The 14,887-nt window shown below is 64.0% G+C and carries 12 protein-coding genes; 8 read left to right on the top strand and 4 right to left on the bottom strand.

Annotated elements, in window-relative coordinates:
• Positions 1 to 398: 398 nt before the first annotated feature.
• Positions 399 to 1,265, bottom strand: a complete 867-nt coding sequence (locus tag IEW98_RS06550) for an alpha/beta fold hydrolase (protein ID WP_188762120.1) — start codon at positions 1,263 to 1,265, stop codon at positions 399 to 401.
• Complete coding sequence (locus IEW98_RS06545; RefSeq protein WP_188762119.1) at positions 1,266 to 2,642, bottom strand: cytochrome P450; 1,377 nt, start codon at positions 2,640 to 2,642, stop codon at positions 1,266 to 1,268. It lies immediately after the preceding gene.
• A gap of 193 nt (positions 2,643 to 2,835) precedes the next feature.
• Between IEW98_RS06545 and crtY the strand changes: the two genes are divergently transcribed.
• The 4 genes from crtY to IEW98_RS06525 all read left to right on the top strand — a co-directional run bounded on the left by crtY (position 2,836) and on the right by IEW98_RS06525 (position 9,885).
• Positions 2,836 to 3,987 carry a lycopene beta-cyclase CrtY gene (gene crtY / locus IEW98_RS06540; RefSeq protein ID WP_188762118.1) on the top strand — a complete coding sequence of 384 codons (1,152 nt, stop codon included), beginning with the start codon at positions 2,836 to 2,838 and terminating at the stop codon, positions 3,985 to 3,987.
• The gene (locus IEW98_RS06535) at positions 3,984 to 5,480 is read left to right on the top strand and encodes a phytoene desaturase (RefSeq protein ID WP_188762117.1); all 1,497 of its coding nucleotides are present in this window, start codon (positions 3,984 to 3,986) and stop codon (positions 5,478 to 5,480) included. Before crtY ends, IEW98_RS06535 begins: the two co-directional genes overlap by 4 nt.
• A 115-nt stretch (positions 5,481 to 5,595) precedes the next feature.
• A complete protein-coding gene (locus IEW98_RS06530) occupies positions 5,596 to 6,528 on the top strand; it encodes a phytoene/squalene synthase family protein (RefSeq protein ID WP_188762116.1) in 933 nt (310 codons plus the stop codon).
• A 144-nt stretch (positions 6,529 to 6,672) separates the two neighbouring features.
• Positions 6,673 to 9,885 (top strand): amidohydrolase family protein, encoded by a 3,213-nt coding sequence (locus tag IEW98_RS06525; protein WP_188762115.1) that lies wholly within the window; start codon positions 6,673 to 6,675, stop codon positions 9,883 to 9,885.
• Positions 9,886 to 9,905: 20 nt separating this feature from the next.
• Here IEW98_RS06525 and IEW98_RS06520 read toward each other — a convergent pair whose 3' ends face one another.
• Positions 9,906 to 10,448, bottom strand: coding sequence for a sterol desaturase family protein (locus IEW98_RS06520; RefSeq protein ID WP_188762114.1), 543 nt, complete (start codon positions 10,446 to 10,448; stop codon positions 9,906 to 9,908).
• A gap of 33 nt (positions 10,449 to 10,481) precedes the next feature.
• On the opposite strand from IEW98_RS06520, the gene IEW98_RS06515 reads away from it, so the two are divergent.
• The 3 genes from IEW98_RS06515 to IEW98_RS06505 are packed head-to-tail and all read left to right on the top strand — an operon-like array spanning position 10,482 to position 11,936.
• The gene (locus tag IEW98_RS06515) at positions 10,482 to 11,255 is read left to right on the top strand and encodes a fatty acid desaturase (RefSeq protein ID WP_188762113.1); all 774 of its coding nucleotides are present in this window, start codon (positions 10,482 to 10,484) and stop codon (positions 11,253 to 11,255) included.
• Positions 11,256 to 11,292: 37 nt separating this feature from the next.
• Entirely contained in the window at positions 11,293 to 11,625 is a 333-nt protein-coding gene (locus tag IEW98_RS06510; RefSeq protein WP_188762112.1) for a hypothetical protein, read from the top strand.
• The gene (locus tag IEW98_RS06505; protein ID WP_188762111.1) at positions 11,613 to 11,936 is read left to right on the top strand and encodes a hypothetical protein; all 324 of its coding nucleotides are present in this window, start codon (positions 11,613 to 11,615) and stop codon (positions 11,934 to 11,936) included. Before IEW98_RS06510 ends, IEW98_RS06505 begins: the two co-directional genes overlap by 13 nt.
• Positions 11,937 to 12,357: 421 nt before the next feature.
• Here the strand turns inward: IEW98_RS06505 and uvrB are convergent, their stop codons facing one another.
• The gene (uvrB, locus tag IEW98_RS06500) at positions 12,358 to 14,559 is read right to left on the bottom strand and encodes an excinuclease ABC subunit UvrB (RefSeq protein ID WP_188762110.1); all 2,202 of its coding nucleotides are present in this window, start codon (positions 14,557 to 14,559) and stop codon (positions 12,358 to 12,360) included.
• 101 nt (positions 14,560 to 14,660) lie between these two features.
• On the opposite strand from uvrB, the gene IEW98_RS06495 reads away from it, so the two are divergent.
• Positions 14,661 to 14,840, top strand: coding sequence for a hypothetical protein (locus IEW98_RS06495; RefSeq protein ID WP_188762109.1), 180 nt, complete (start codon positions 14,661 to 14,663; stop codon positions 14,838 to 14,840).
• Positions 14,841 to 14,887: the final 47 nt, after the last annotated feature.

The following is a 14,887-nucleotide window of genomic DNA, read 5'->3' as shown; positions in this document are numbered from 1 at the left end:
TTGCGCACCACCGTTGACACTGCGCGTCTCGCGGGACGCACTCCATTCCACACCATCCTGGGTGCCGTCACCGCCTGATAGCTGGTACGGGTGAGTAATTACCTGTGGCCCCGGCCGCCGGAGGCTCTGTTCTGGCAGGATTGATCGCGCGGATGGGCTGGATGCCAGCCTTCGCTGGCATGACCGGTCGGAAAGGGGGCTTGCGAAGGTAACTAGGTCCCGGATCAGGCCCGGGATGACAGTTACTTTGAGATTTGGGCTCCTGGTGCCTCGGTGGGGGCGACTTGCTCCAGTAACTTCAGCACCGGGCCGAGGGCGCGGTCGGGGGCTTCTTCCATGAGGAGGTGGCCGATGTTGTCGAGGATGGTGACGCGCGCGGTGGGGATCTGTCTGGAGAATCAGGCGGCGGAGGAGACGGGGATCAGGTGGTCTTCGCGGCCCCAGAGCATGAGGGTCGGGGCGGTGATGGTTCTGAGGGACGCGGTGTCGTCGGCGGGTCTGGCGGCGGCGAAGCGTTCGAGGGTGGCTTTGCGGTTGCCGGGGTAGCGGAGGAGTTCCCAGTAGCGGTCGATCATCGCTGGGGTGGCGATGGATTGGACGGATATGGTCTGCTTGAACGAGGTTTCGATCATCCGGCGCGGGGTGATGATGGCGGCGAGGTCGCGGACGATCGGCATGCCGATGATGCGGAAGCCGAGCGGGCGCGATGCGCCGGCGGATTTGGGCTGGCCCGATGCGTCGATGAGGATGAGGGCGGCGACCTTGTCGGGATGCGCGGCGGTGTAGCGCCAGGCGACGCCGCCGCCCATCGAGTTGCCGGCGAGGGCGAAGCGGGTGAGGCCGAGGTGGTCGGCGACTTTCCGGGTGATGTCGACATAGGATTGGGCGGAATAGTCGTGCGACGGGATCGGGCCGGACAGGCCGTGCGCCGGGAAATCGAAGCTGATGACGCGGTATTTGTCCTTCAACCGTGACACCCAGGGTTCCCAGGTGTGGAGCGAGGCGCTCGAGCCGTGGAGCAGGACGATGGGGAAGCCGTCGCGCGGGCCTTCGTCGCGGAGGTGGACCTGCATGCCTGGGGCGAGGGTGACGTACTGCGACGCGGGACTGCCGTATTTGGCGCGCAATTCGGCGACCGGGATGTCGGGGGTGCGAAGGGCGAGGAACAGGATCCCAAACGCGAGCAGGATGATGGCAAGGCCCCAGGCAAGGCGGCGCGGCCAGCGTGATTTGGCGGGGCGGGGCTCGACCGGGGCCGTTGCCATCTACAGCTTCTCGATGGTGAGGGGCAGGCCGTCCTTGGGCTTGGGAATTGGGAACATGTAGAATTCGCCCTTGTATTCGGGGGCGAGGACGATGCGGTTTTCGGCGAGCAGGTGGAAGAAGAAGGATTTCACCTGCATGTAGGCAAAGTGCAGCCCGAGGCACATATGGCCGCCGCCGCCGAAGGGGACCCAGGCGTATTTGTGACGGCCTTTGGAATTTTCGGCGGTGAAGCGGGTCGGGTCGAACTTTTCGGGCTGTGGCCAGACGTCGGGCAGGCGGTGGGTGACCATCGGGTTGATGCCGACGTGGGTGCCGGCGGGGATGACGTGGTTCATGAAGGTGAATTCGCGCAGCGCGCGGCGCGGCATCGAGGGGACGGGCGGGATCAGGCGAATGGCCTCCTTGAAGACCAGCTCGATGGTTTCGAGGTCGCCGAGGGTTTCGTAGGTGAGCTCGCCACCGGTTTTCGCTTTGACCGCCATGATCTCCTCGCGGATGCGGTCCTGCCATTCGGGGTGGGTGCCGAGGAAGTGGACGGTCGAGGTGATCGACGACGTGGTGGTGTCGTGGGCGGCCATCATCAGGAAATTCATGTGGTCGATGATCTCCTGGTCGGTCAGGAGCCCGCCGTCCTCGGTGGTCGCGTTGCAGATCTGGGTGAAGATGTCGTCGCCGGTCTTGCCGCGGCGCTTGGGAATTTCGCGGCCGAAAAAGTCGGACATGAAGGCGCGGCCCTTGATGCCGCGGCGCATCTGGGTGAGGGGCAGGGGCTTGCGGATGACCGAAACCGAGGCGAGCACCATGTCGACGAAAGCCTGGTTGATCTTGTCGCCGTCGGGACCCCAGGGCACGCCGAGGAACGACGCGGCGGCGAGATCGAGGGTGAGCGACTTGATCGCCGGGTAGAATTTGAACTGGGTGGTCGGCCATTTGGCGAGGCCGCGGACGATGCCGGTGTTGAGCTCGCCGAGATAGTGTTTCATCGGCTCGGTCTTGAAGGCGATCGACAGCGTCTTGCGGTGGATGCGGTGCTCCTCGAAATCGAGCAGCATGAGGCCGTTGGGGAAGAGGTTTTCAAGGACCGGATTCCAGCCGAGCGACGACGAGAAAATCTTGTCCTTGTTGAACATGACGAGCTCGTTGGCCTCGGGGCCGATGAGGGAGACGCCCCAACCGCCGAAATCCTGGCGGCGGACGACGCGGCCGTATTGCTCGGTGAGCTTCATGCTGCGGCCGAGGGGGTCCTTGAGGAAATTGATGGTCCGCATGATCGGGACACGGGCGGGCTGCATGCCGGGGAGGTGGGCGAGGTCTTCGAAGCTGGGTTCGGGGAGATCGGCGGGGATGAGAGCCGAGATTTTGGCGTGAGCGTTCATGCGCGTCTCCTGAATACGGACTGGTTGTACGCAAATTTGGGGGAGGGGGCAATGTTGCGATTGGATAGGGGTGGGTGGGGGGGGGGGTGAGGGTGAGGAAGTAAGGAACCCGCCCCCGACCCCTCCCTAGAAGTAGGGAGGGGGGAAGAGGTGTGGGGTTTCGCGGGCGGAGTTGCGTGCTTATGAGGGGCGGGTGGATTTCGACATCATTCTTGCCGGCGGCGGGTTGGCCAACGGGTTGATCGCGTTGCGGCTGGCGCAGGTGCGGCCCGAGGTGCGGGTGTGCGTGATCGAAGCGGGGGCGGCGATCGGCGGCAATCACACCTGGTCGTCATTTGCGAGCGACCTGACCGCCGAGCAACGCGAGTGGACGGCGCCGCTGTTTGCGCATCGCTGGGACCGGTACGAAGTGCGGTTTCCCAAGGCGCGGCGGGTGCTGGAGGCGGGGTATGGGAGTTGCACGTCGGAACTGCTGGCAGCGGCAGTGGGGCAGGTCGTGCCGGTGCTGACGGGGGTGCCGATCGTGGCGGTGACGCCGGTGAGCGTGACGCTGGCCGACCAGCGGGTGCTGACGGCGGGGGCGGTGATCGACGGGCGCGGGCAGGGGCCAACGAAGGCGCTCGATTTGCGGTGGCAGAAGTTCCTCGGGCAGGAAGTCGAACTGGCGGCGCCGCATGGGCTGACCGGGCCGGTTATCATGGATGCGACGGTGCCGCAGGTCGATGGCTATCGCTTTGTCTATACGCTGCCGTTCGGGCCACGGCATGTGTTGATCGAGGACACGTATTTCAGCGATGGGGCGGATTTGGCGCCCGGGGTGCTGCGGGGGCAATTGGCGGATTATGCGGTGGCGCAGGGGTGGGCGATCACGCGGGTTATCCGCGAGGAGATCGGGATTTTGCCGCTCGGGCTGGGGGGCGATATCGAGGCGTTCTGGGATGAGGGCGATGCCGGCGTGCCGCGGGTGGGGCTGCGCGCCGGCATGTTCCACCCGGTGACCGGGTATAGTTTCCCCGATGCGGTCGCGATGGCGGACATGATCGCGGAGCTGCCGAGCCTGGATGCCGCGACCATCTATCGCGCGGCCCGCGACCATAGTGTCGGGGCGTGGAAGGCGCGGGGCATGTACAGGCTGCTCAACAGGATGTTGTTCCTGGCGGCGCATGACGATGAACGCAGGGACATTTTGCAGAAGTTCTACGAACATGACGACGAGCTGGTCGGGCGCTTTTATGCGGCACGGCCGAAGCTGCGCGACTGGATGCACATATTGAGCGGGCGGCCGCCGATCCCGGTGCTGCGCGCGCTAAGAACGCTGATGAGATACGAAATGGGAAAAGCATGACGACTGCAGCGGTTATCGGCAGCGGGTTCGGCGGGTTGGCGCTGGCCATCCGGCTGCAATCGGCGGGCATCCAGACGACCATGATCGAGGCGCGGGACAAGGCAGGCGGCCGGGCGTATGTTTTCGAGGACGCCGGGTTCAAGTTTGACGCGGGGCCGACGGTGATTACCGATCCGACCTGTCTCGAGGAATTGTGGGAATTGTCGGGGCGCAAGCTGTCGGATTATGTCGAGCTGTTGCCGGTGGCGCCGTTTTACAGGCTGATGTGGGAAGACGGCTATGTCTTCGATTATTCGAACGACGACAAGATCCTGAACGAGCAGATCGCGGCGAAAAGCCCGCGGGATGTCGAGGGGTACAAGCGGTTCTACAAATTCTCGGAGAATGTGTTTCGCGAGGGTTATACGCAGCTTGGGCATGAGGCGTTTCTCGACTTCAGGACGATGCTGAAGGCGGCGCCGCAGATGATCAAGTATGAGGCGTTCCGGTCGGTTTATTCGATGGTGGCGCGGTATATCCATGACGACCAGCTGCGCCAGGCGTTCAGTTTTCACTCGCTGCTGGTCGGCGGCAATCCGTTCAAGACGAGCTCGATCTATGCGCTGATCCATGCGCTCGAGAAGAAATGGGGCGTGTGGTTTCCGCGCGGCGGGACGGGCGCGCTGGTGCAGGGGATGGTCAGGCTGTTCGAGGATCTGGGCGGCGAGGTTCGGATCGGCGACAAGGTCGAGCAGATTACCACGGCGGGCAACCGGGTGACGGGGGTGCGGACCGCCGATGGCTGGAGCGGCAGTTTCGATGCGGTGGTGTCGAATGGCGACGTTGTTCACACTTACAAGGACTTGCTCGGGCATCATCCGCGCGGGCAGGCGATGGCGAAATCGATGACGCGGCGAAGCTGGTCGCCGTCGTTGTTCGTCGTCTATTTCGGGTTGAAGGGCGAGCGGCCCGATGTGAAGCACCACACGATCCTGTTCGGCAATCGCTACAAGGAGTTGCTGGCGGATATCTACAAGGGCGGCGAGCTGGCCGAGGACTTCTCGCTGTATCTGCACCATCCGACGGCAACCGATCCGGCGATGGCGCCGGCGGGGCATAGCGGGTTTTATGTGCTGTCGCCGGTGCCGCATCTGGGCAAGCTCGATGTGGATTGGGAGAAGGTCGCGCCGGCCTATGCAGATTCGATTTTGGAGGCTTTGGAGCGGCGGATCTTGCCGGGGTTGAAGCGCGATTTGGTGACGATGCGGACGTTCACGCCGAAGGATTTTTCGAGCGAGTTGCAGGCGCATCTGGGAAGTGCGTTCAGCCTTGAGCCAGTGTTGTGGCAGTCGGCGTATTTCCGGACGCATAACCGGGATGACAGTTTGGGGAATTTGTATTTCGTCGGGGCTGGGACGCATCCTGGGGCGGGGATTCCGGGGGTTGTGGGGAGTGCGAAGGCGACTGGGAAGTTGATGATTGCGGATTTGCTGGGGGCGCGGGTGGCTGCTTGAGGGCTGTAAGCTTGCGCTCGGTGGTTTGAGCGGTCATTGGCGTCGGCATGAGTACCCCTCTCCCCGCTCGCGCAAGGACGCGAGTCGCCCTCTCCCTCAAGGGGAGAGGGTTTAGATGACTGACGTTTTGGGGCATGCGCGCGAAGCGATTGCGCGGGGGTCGAAGAGTTTCGCGATGGCGTCGCAGCTGTTCGATCCGGTGACGCGGGATCGGGCGATGCTGTTGTATGCTTGGTGCCGGCATGCCGACGACGTGATCGATGGCCAGGTGATGGGGCAGGGCAGCAACGGCGACACGCGGCCGCCGGCGGAGCGGCTGGCGGAGGTCGAGCGGTTGACCGAGATGGCGCTGGCGGGGCAGCCCACCGGCGATCCGGCGTATGAGGCGCTGGCGCGGGTGGTGCGCGAGACGAACATGCCGCCGCAGTATCCGCGTGACCTCGTGCACGGGTTTCGCATCGACATGGAGGAGCGGCCGTTTCGCACTTTTGATGACACGCTGACCTATTGTTATCATGTCGCCGGCTGTGTCGGGGTGATGATGGCGATCGTGATGGGGGTCGACCCGAAGGACAAGGCGACTTTGGACCGGGCTTGCGATCTGGGGATCGCATTCCAGCTGAATAATATTGCGCGGGATGTGATCGAGGATGCGATGAATTCGCGGCGCTATATTCCCGATGACTGGCTGGAAAGTGTCGGGCTTTCGGGGAACAGTTTTGCCTTTGGGGCGAACCGGCGACAGTTGTCGCGGCTGGTGACGCGGCTGGTCAATAATGCCGAGGAATATGAGGCTTCGGCGCGATATGGGACGCCGGCGCTGTCGCGGCGGGCGGCTTGGGCGGTGCTGGCGGCGGCGCGGATATATGGGGGGATTGGGCGCAAGGTGCGTGATGCCGGGCCTGAGGGGATGGATCGGCGAGTTAGTACGACGCGGGGGGAGAAATTCCGCGCTGTGGCGCTGGCGTTTGGGGAGGCGGTGCGGCGGAAATCGTTGTGGCCGTTGCCGGGGCCGGCTCGGGATGGGTTGTGGACGATGCCTGGGTAAGCACGCTTTCCCCCGTCACCCCGGCGAAGGCCGGGGCCCATCTCCGGAACGTGCAGGAGATGGGCCCCGGCCTTCGCCGGGGTGACGGGAGAAAACGGGGTGACGGGGAAAAAGAATAGTTTGGTGACGGCAATGGGGTTTTGCATGGTTTTTCGTAGTGCTTCGGCTTTGGCGATCGTCCTCCTGGCGGCCGAGATGACGCTGGCGCAGGCAGTGCCGAAACCGCCGAAATGGGACGTCAACGCGCCGCCGGGAATGACGACGCGAACGATTCCGATCAAGGTCGACAGCGGCACCTGGATGAATATCGATGTGTCGCGCGACGGGCGGTCGATCGCGTTCGATCTGCTTGGCGATATCTATACGATGCCGATCGCGGGCGGCACGCCGACCCGGATCGCCGAGGGGTTGACGTATGAGCAGCAGCCGCGGTTTTCGCCCGATGGCAAGCGTATCGCGTTCACGTCGGATCGCGGCGGCGGCGACAATATCTGGATCATGAACGTCGATGGCAGCGACAAGCGCCAGCTGACCAAGGAAGATTTCCGCCTGCTCAACCAGCCGAGCTGGAGCCCCGACGGGCGGTTCATCATCGCCAAGAAGCATTTCACCACCGGGCGTTCGCTCGGGACGGGGGAGGTCTGGCTTTACCATGTCTCGGGCGGTGCGGGGGTGCCGCTGGTGAAGCGTGCCAGCGAGCAGTTGCAGAAGGAATTGGGCGAGCCAATCTATGCCCCCGACGGCAAGAGCCTGTTCTACACGCGCAATGTCAGCCCCGGGCCGGTTTTCGAATATGCGCAGGATTCGAATACGGATTTGTTCGATATCGAGCGCTATGACCTCGAGACCGGGCAGGTCGGCAAGGCGGTCTCGGGTGCCGGCGGTGCGGTGCGGCCGACGCCTTCGCCCGATGGCAAGAAGATCGCGTTCGTGCGGCGCGAGCGGGCGCGGTCGAAGCTGTACGTGAAGGATCTGGTTTCGGGCGAGGAGCGCAAGATTTACGATGCGCTCGACCAGGACGTGCAGGAAACCTGGGCAGTTACGGGCGTTTATCCCAACATGGCGTGGACGCCCGATAGCGGCGCGATCGTGTTCTGGGCGGGCGGCAAGATCAACCGGGTGGGCGCTGATGGCAGCGGTGCGGCGGTGATTCCGTTCCGGATCGACGACACGCGGGTGGTGATCGATGCGATCCATCCGGTGGTCGAGGTGGCGCCCGACAGCTTCACGACCAAGATGCCGCGCTGGGCGAGTGTGTCGCCCGATGGCCGGCAGGTGGTGTTCGAAACGCTCGGCAAATTGTGGATCAAGCCGGCGGGCGGCGGCACGGCGAAGCGGCTGGTGAGCGGCGACGAGGGGCTGGAATTGTTTCCGTCGTGGTCGCGCGATGGGCGTTCGGTCGTGTTCGTGAGCTGGACCGATGCCGGCCTCGGGCAGGTCCGCACGGTAGCGGCGGGCGGCGGCGCGGCGAAGACGGTAACGGCGCGGCCCGGGCACTATAGCCGGCCGCGGTTCTCGCCGGATGGCAGGACGATCGTTTTCGAAAGCGGCAAGGGAAGCTCGTTGACGTCGCCGCGCTGGTCGGAGGATCCGGGCGTGTATCGGGTTGTGGCCAGCGGCGGGGCGGCGACGCTGGTGACGCGCGACGGGTCGCAGCCGCAGTTCGGTGCGCGCGACAACCGGATTTTCCTGACGGTGTCGGAGAAGGGCAAGCGCCAGCTGGTCAGCACCGATTTGAACGGCGAGGCGCGGCGGGTCCATGCGACGGGCGAGCTGGTGACCGATTACCAGGTGTCGCCGGATGGCCAGTTCACGGCGTTCCGGCAGAATTACGAGACGTTCGTGATGCCGTTGCTGCCGGGGACGCAGGACGTGTCGGCGGATGAAAAGGGCGGTCCGTTGCCGGTGACGCGGGTGAGTGCCGAGGGCGGCGATTTCATCAGCTGGTCGGGCAATGGTGCGCGGTTGCACTGGACGAGCGGCCCGACATTGTTCGGGGTCGATACCGGGGCGCTGTTCGGCAGCGCGCCGGCGGCGGAAGGGGCGGCGAAGTTCAAGCCGCCGGTGACGGGGGTGTCGCTGGCGATGACGGTGGCGGCCGACAAGCCGACGGGGGTGGTCGTGCTGACGGGCGCGCGGATCGTGACGATGAGCGGCAAGGATGGCGGCATCATCGACGATGGGGTCATCGTGGTTCGCGGCGACCGCATCGTCGCGGTGGGGCCACGGGCGCAGGTGGCGGTGCCGTCGGGGGCTAAGGTCATCGACGTGGCCGGCAAGACGATCATCCCGGGGCTGGTCGATGCGCACGCGCATGGGCCGCAGGGCGACGACGATATTGTGCCGCAGCAGAACTGGTCGTCGATGGCCAATCTGGCGATGGGGACGACGACGATCCATGATCCGTCATCGCGGGCGGCGGAGATTTTCGTCGCCGGCGAGATGCAGCGGGCCGGCAAGATCCTCGCGCCGCGGACATTTTCGACCGGCGAGATCATCTATGGCGCCAAGGCTGCGGACGTTTACGCCGAGATCAACAGCATCGACGACGCGCTGGCACATGTCCGGCGGTTGAAATCGCAGGGCGCGCATAGCGTGAAGAATTACAACCAGCCGCGACGTGACCAGCGCCAGATGGTGGTGGCGGCGGCGCAGCGCGAGGGCATGGAGGTCGTTCCCGAAGGTGGGTCGATGTACGCGCAGGGTGTGACGCTGGTGGCCGATGGCAATTCGACGGTCGAGCACAATGTCCCGGTGGCGGTATTCTATGACGATTTGGTGAGTTTCTGGTCGCAGACGAAGACCAATTATACGCCGACCCTGGTGGTGACCTTTGGCGGGCTGGCCGGCGATCCGTACTGGCGGCAGCATATGGACGTGTGGACGCATCCGTTGCTGACGAAGCACGCGCCGCCGGGGTTGCTCGCGGCGCAGAACGTCCGGCGGACGATGGCGCCGGAGGATGATTACGTCGACGCCTGGAGCGCGCGCGAGTCGAAGAAGCTGGCGGATCGCGGCGTGCAGGTTTCGATCGGCGCGCACGGCCAGCAGGCGGGCTTGGGCTCGCATTGGGAGATGTGGTCGTTCGCGCGCGGTGGCTGGAGCCCGATCGAGGCCCTGAGGGCGGGGACGATCACGCCGGCGACATCGCTCGGCTATGCCAGGGATGTCGGGTCGCTCGAGGTCGGCAAGCTTGCCGACCTCGTGGTTCTCGATGCCGATCCGACGGTGGATATCCGCAACAGCGACAAGGTGAATTCGGTGATGCTGGGCGGGCGGTTGTACGATTCGGCGACGCTCGATGAAACCGGGACGGGGAGCCGCACGCGGTTGCCGTATTGGTGGGAAAAGAACTAGCGCCCCGACTAACGCCCCGACTAGCGCGCCCAGTGTTCGGCGTTGTCGATCATGTCCATCTCGGCGCGCACCTTGGCGGACGAGCGGATCTTGCCTGTGCCATTGGCGGCAAGCTGCGCCTTCAGGATACGGACCGGCGGTGCGATCAGGAAGCCAAAACTGACTGTACCTTGGCGTGATTCGACAACATGGTGGAGGCGATGCGCCTGGATGATGCGCTTGAGGTAGACAGAATCGGGGTTCCATCCATGGCGCACGCGGCGGTGCACCAGAAGGTCATGAAACCCGAAATAGATGGCGCCATAGGCGGTGATCCCCATGCCGATCCAATACGCCGGTCCGAAACCGTTGAGCGATCCCCATATGATGAGGACCATCGCCGGAACCGCGCCCATCACTGCAAACCAGTCGTTCCTTTCGAAAACACCGCGACGGGGTTCGTGGTGAGACTTGTGCAGCGACCACAAAAAGCCGTGCATCACCCAGCGATGGCCGACATAGGCGACACCCTCCATGGTGGCGAGCGCCAGCAGAAACACGCCAGCGTTAATCCAAATTTGCATCAAATACTCCGGAGTACGTGAAATTTTGGTACAATGTCGCAGGGGCTTTGCATCCTTAGCGTTTTGCCGCATCCCCTTCCGGTGCGCAATCGATCAGTTTCCTCCGGCAGCGATGCCATCGTCAGCCAATTCCTGGCGGCGGCCATCGTTGCGACGTGGGCGGGCATCCATTTCACGACAATCCTCGGGCATTCGGCAGACGGTTTGGGGTGGGCGGCAATAGCGTCGATCGTTGCCGTCCAGACCTGGCTCTCGGCTGGGCTGTTCATCATCGCCCATGACGCGATGCATGGCTCGCTTGTGCCCGGCCGGCCGGGCCGCAATCGCGCTATCGGTCGTCTTGTGCTGATGATGTATGCCGGCCTCGATTACGACCGCATGCTGCCCGCGCACCATCAACACCATCGCCATACCGGCACCGCAGCAGACCCCGATTTTTGCATGGCCAGTCCACGCCGCGCCACCACGTGGTTCCTGCGTTTTTTCGGCAATTACTATTCGCATGTTCAGCTCGTGCGGATCACGGCGATGGCGCTGGTTTATATGGCTCTGGGGGCCAGTTTTCTCGACATCGCAGTCTTCTGGGCGGTGCCGGCGCTGCTGGCTCTGGCCCAGCTGTTTGTCTTTGGTACTTACCTGCCGCACCGTCACGGCGACGATGAGTTTGCCGATCATCATCGCGCGCGAAGCGGCGCCGGCGGGATCGTCTCGCTGATCAGCTGCTTTCACTTCGGCGGTTATCACCACGAGCATCATCTCAACCCCGGGACGCCCTGGTGGCGGTTGCCTTCGCTTCGGCGGTCTTGATCTCTCGCCGACGTTGAGGTGCGTCAGGGTTTGTGGCATGGCGGAACGCGATACAAGGGAGTTTGTCGTGCTCAGACCGTTTCTGGTCGTTGCTTGCCTTGCGTTCGCCGCTTGCTCGACGCCGTCGCAGCGGGTGTCCAGCGCGCTGATCGGATACGGTGTGCGGGAGTCGCAGGCGGTTTGCATGGGGGACCGATTGCAGCAGCGGCTGACGATTTCGCAGCTGCAGCGGATCGGCCAGATTGGCGAGGCTGGCCGCAACGACAGAGGCCGGGTGAGCGCGGTGCAGGTAGCAGCGGCGCTGAACAGGCCGGGTGATGAGGCATTGGTGGCGGAAGTGCTGCGCGCCGGTGTGGGGTGTCTGGTTTAGGCCGGGGGTGCGGCGGGGCGCGCGGGCGTGTAATCCCCGGCGGCAACGGCTTCGACGATTTCGCCGGCCTTGAGCTTGCCGTTGTTGCCGCGGGCGAACAGGCCCCAGGGGGTGAGCGCCAGCGAGGCGAGGACGACCTGATCGGTGCCGCCGGCCCCGGCGTTGCGGATTTCGCCGGCGAGGCCGATGCGAGTGCCGCGATATTCAAGATAAAGCGGACGGGTGACGAGCTTGCCCGATTTGCCGACGCCGGTCTTGGTGCTGGCGACCTCGCCGAGGCCGCGCAGCCCGGCGGGGACACGGCCAAGTAACCCGCCCTACCGATCAGGCGGCGTGCGGGACGCGGGGACGGATGTTGTCCAACCGTTCGGCGTCAGCGACGACAGTCTTCGATACAGACATTTTCCGGGCCCATCAACCCGGTCGAACGTGATTCGCCATTGGTTGGTGATCTGCAAACTCTATGTCCCTTTGCGGTCGCCTTTCAATTCTTCGAGCCGATTGCCGATCTGGGCGCGCAATTCGTCCAGGCGTGAGACGATTTCGAGTTGGCGCAGCTTGCGGCGTGCGGTGGACTGGATATCGGGTGGCAGCGCTGACTGTCGACAAGCTTTTCGGTCTCTTTCTCGCGGTAGCTGCGGATCGTACTGGTGCCTCTGGATTATCTGACACCGCCAAAATACTGCCGGACAACGCACAGTGATAGCGCGCTACCGCGATGCCCGCTTTGCCCTAATTGGGCCGTCGTTTTCCGCCCATCGCCTTTTTCTTCATCTTCTCGAAGCGGGTCGTTCTTGTTCCGGGCGCTCCACCCATGCTGCGGCCTTTTATGGGGGCGACACGGTCGGCATCCGGGATGCCGAGTTCGTCCATTTCGAGACGGCGGATCTGGTCGCGGATGGCGGCGGCCGTTTCGAACTCCAAGTCGGCTGCGGCGCGCTTCATCTGCTCCTCGAGATCGGCGATATAGGCCTTCAGATTGTGCCCGACGAGGTTGGGCGTGTCGGAATCGCCGGTTTCAACGATCAGTCCGTCGCGCTGCGAGACATCGGCGAGCACGTCGGAAATGTCGCGCTTGATGCTGGCGGGCGTGATGTTGTGTTCGATGTTGTACGCTTCCTGCCGGGTGCGGCGGCGGTCGGTCTCGCGCATGGCGCGTTCCATGCTGCCGGTGATGTGATCGGCGTAGAGGATGACGCGGCCGTCGATGTTGCGCGCGGCGCGGCCGATGGTCTGGATGAGGCTGGTTTCGGAGCGCAGGAAGCCTTCCTTGTCGGCGTCGAGGATGGCGACCAAGCCGCATTCGGGGATATCGAGGCCCTCGCGCAGCAGGTTGATGCCGACGAGCACGTCGTACACACCGAGCCGCAGGTCGCGGATCAGCTCGATGCGTTCCAGTGTCTCGACGTCGGAGTGCATGTAGCGCACGCGCAATCCGGCTTCGTGGAGGAACTCGGTCAGGTCCTCGGCCATGCGCTTGGTCAGCGTCGTGACGAGGGTGCGATAGCCCGCGGCGGCGACCTTCTTGGCCTCCTGGATGAGATCCTCGACCTGGTCCTCGACCGGCTTGATCTCGATCGGCGGATCGATCAGCCCGGTCGGGCGGATGACCTGTTCGGTGAAGACGCCGCCGGTCTTGTCCATCTCCCAGGGGCCGGGGGTGGCGGAGACGAAGACCGTCTGCGGGCGCATCGCTTCCCATTCGGCGAAGCGCAGCGGCCGGTTGTCGATGCACGATGGCAGCCGGAAGCCGTACTCGGCGAGGGTCAGCTTGCGGCGGTGATCGCCCTTGGCCATGGCGTTGATCTGGCCGACGGTGACGTGGCTTTCGTCGACGAACAGCATGGCGTTTTCCGGGAGGTATTCGAACAGGGTCGGCGGCGGCTCGCCGGGGAGGCGGCCGGTGAGGAAGCGGCTGTAGTTCTCGATTCCCGCACATGATCCGGTGGCGGCGATCATCTCGAGATCGAAGTTGGTGCGCTGTTCGAGGCGCTGGGCCTCGAGCAGCTTGCCCTCGATGTTGAGCTCCTTGAGGCGCTCGGTCATCTCGAACTTGATCGCTTCCGACGCCTGTTTGAGCGTTGGCCCGGGGGTGACGTAATGGCTGTTGGCGTAGACCTTGACGTATTCGAGCTTGGCGACCGATTGTCCGGTGAGGGGGTCGAATTCGGTGATGCTTTCGATCTCGTCGCCAAAGAAGCTGACGCGCCAGGCGCTGTCCTCGTAGTGCGACGGGAAGATTTCGAGATTGTCGCCGCGGACGCGAAAATTGCCGCGCGCGAAACCGGCGTCGTTGCGCTTATACTGGAGCGCGACGAGCTTGCGGATGATCTCGCGGCTGTCGGCGCTCTCGCCCTTTTTGAGGGTAAAGGTCATTGCCGAATAGGTTTCGACCGAGCCGATGCCGTAGATGCACGATACCGAGGCGACGATGATGACGTCGTCGCGTTCGAGTAGCGAGCGGGTTGCCGAGTGGCGCATCCGGTCGATAGCTTCGTTTACGCTCGATTCTTTTTCAATGTAGGTATCGGAGCGCGGCACATAGGCTTCGGGCTGGTAATAGTCGTAATAGCTGACGAAATATTCGACGGCGTTGTTGGGGAAGAAGCTCTTGAACTCGCCATACAGTTGCGCGGCGAGGATCTTGTTGGGGGCGAGGATGAGCGCCGGGCGCTGGACCGCCTCGATGACCTTGGCGACGGTGTAGGTCTTGCCGGATCCGGTGACGCCGAGCAGCACCTGGTCGCGCTCGCCCTGGTTGGCCTGGCCGACGAGCTCGGCGATGGCGGTCGGCTGGTCGCCGGCGGGGGTATAGTCGCTGACCAGCTCGAACCGGTGGCCGCCTTCGGACTTGTCGGGGCGGACCGGGCGGTGGGGAACGAAGTCCGCCGCCGTTTCGGGCTCGGCGAGACTGGTGCGAATCTGGATGGCCATGGCGCCAATATGGGGCAGGGGCTTGTTTTGTTCTAGGGGGTGTTGTTTGACAGCGACGCCGGATTTGCCGACATCGACATATCGGCAGCAGGACAGGATCGATGGGCGAGCGTTTCGAGCGGCACAAACAGGCGTGGACGAGCGAGGAAGTGCAGAAACTGCATATCCTGGCCAAGAAGGGCATGCCGCTGCGCGCGATTGCCAAGGCGCTGACGCGGAGCGAGGAATCGACGAAGGCGCGGGCGAAGCTCGATGGGTTGGGGATTACGGCGCTGCGTTAGTGGGGGGGTGTCTTCGGGTAGTGCGGGAGATGGGCCCCGGCGTAGAC

The organism is Sandarakinorhabdus glacialis, assembly GCF_014643455.1.
Classification (GTDB): domain Bacteria; phylum Pseudomonadota; class Alphaproteobacteria; order Sphingomonadales; family Sphingomonadaceae; genus Sandarakinorhabdus; species Sandarakinorhabdus glacialis.
Note: the sequence above shows the minus strand (reverse complement) of the source record. Positions and strands in the feature narration are given on the sequence as shown.

Bases quoted from the DNA above. Each gene is read 5' to 3' on its own strand.
- IEW98_RS06550 (WP_188762120.1), bottom strand. From the start codon at position 1,265: ATGGCAACGGCCCCGGTCGAGCCCCGCCCCGCCAAATCACGCTGGCCG.
- IEW98_RS06545 (WP_188762119.1), bottom strand. From the start codon at position 2,642: ATGAACGCTCACGCCAAAATCTCGGCTCTCATCCCCGCCGATCTCCCC.
- IEW98_RS06535 (WP_188762117.1), top strand. From the start codon at position 3,984: ATGACGACTGCAGCGGTTATCGGCAGCGGGTTCGGCGGGTTGGCGCTG.
- IEW98_RS06530 (WP_188762116.1), top strand. From the start codon at position 5,596: ATGACTGACGTTTTGGGGCATGCGCGCGAAGCGATTGCGCGGGGGTCG.
- IEW98_RS06525 (WP_188762115.1), top strand. From the start codon at position 6,673: ATGGTTTTTCGTAGTGCTTCGGCTTTGGCGATCGTCCTCCTGGCGGCC.
- IEW98_RS06520 (WP_188762114.1), bottom strand. From the start codon at position 10,448: ATGCAAATTTGGATTAACGCTGGCGTGTTTCTGCTGGCGCTCGCCACC.
- IEW98_RS06515 (WP_188762113.1), top strand. From the start codon at position 10,482: ATGTCGCAGGGGCTTTGCATCCTTAGCGTTTTGCCGCATCCCCTTCCG.
- IEW98_RS06510 (WP_188762112.1), top strand. From the start codon at position 11,293: ATGGCGGAACGCGATACAAGGGAGTTTGTCGTGCTCAGACCGTTTCTG.
- uvrB (WP_188762110.1), bottom strand. From the start codon at position 14,559: ATGGCCATCCAGATTCGCACCAGTCTCGCCGAGCCCGAAACGGCGGCG.
- IEW98_RS06495 (WP_188762109.1), top strand. From the start codon at position 14,661: ATGGGCGAGCGTTTCGAGCGGCACAAACAGGCGTGGACGAGCGAGGAA.